Origin of the sequence: Aliivibrio finisterrensis (genome assembly GCF_008933155.1) — a bacterium.
GTDB lineage: Bacteria > Pseudomonadota > Gammaproteobacteria > Enterobacterales > Vibrionaceae > Aliivibrio > Aliivibrio finisterrensis.
Genome location: NZ_WBVP01000081.1, coordinates 1 through 826 on the forward strand (window position 1 = coordinate 1; position 826 = coordinate 826).

An 826-nucleotide genomic window follows, 5' to 3' on the forward strand; every position below is an offset into this window, starting at 1 on the left:
CCAGCCAGTTTGGTCTCTACGCCGTCCCTTGAGCCAACCGATGGGTCACAAACGGTGTCACCCGAGGCCAACGACTACACCGTGAGCTATCAATACCGCAGTGAGCAGGCACCGGCGCAAAGCTACAACAGCATCGCTGATCTGCTGAACGATCACCCCGCGACCACCCGCTTAACGGTCAGCGCCACCCAAAATGAACTCGGAGGCTCGTTGAGCCAACAGCTAGGGCCGATCACCGTGCCCTTTAGTAATGGCACATCAGCGACCCCTGGCGTATTGGACATGACCGCCCCGTTACTGTCGTACTCACAACCGCGCCTATTAGATACCGACAGCATTACGCTCATCAACCTCGTGACGGTTGAAAGCGAGATCGCAGAGCGCCTAGGGGCGACTCAAGGCTTGAGTGTCAGCTATCAATGGCAATCTCAGGATGTGAACGGAGCAGGAATATGGAGCGATGTGGCGGGCGCTCAAGGCAGCACATTCTCAGCGTTATCGTCGCTGAATGTGGATAACTATTATCGCTTGCTCATCACGCTCAGCGATAACAATAACAACGTGGTGAGCATTGCCAGTGACAGCAGCTCGGCCGTGGAAAGCGCCACAGGCGTAGGCGTAGTGGATTATGACATTGTCTATGAGCCTCTCAGGACTCCTCAAGTCTCTGTCAATTATGCGATAACGTCTGAGCTCAGAAGTAACCAAGCCACAACCAGTTATGCGAGCCGTCGCCATGCCTGGTCACGTGTGGCCAGTGATGGCAGCTTAACGGCGTTATCGACACAAGCGATGTATACCCCGGTTACCGATGACATTGGTTTGG

1 protein-coding gene is annotated in these 826 nt (G+C 54.8%); it reads left to right on the plus strand.

Annotation, left to right across the window (positions count from 1 at the left end; genetic code table 11):
• Positions 1–81 precede the first annotated feature (81 nt).
• The coding region (locus F8B77_RS17335) for a hypothetical protein (RefSeq protein ID WP_151656901.1) at positions 82–826 on the plus strand (745 nt) is incomplete at its 3' end.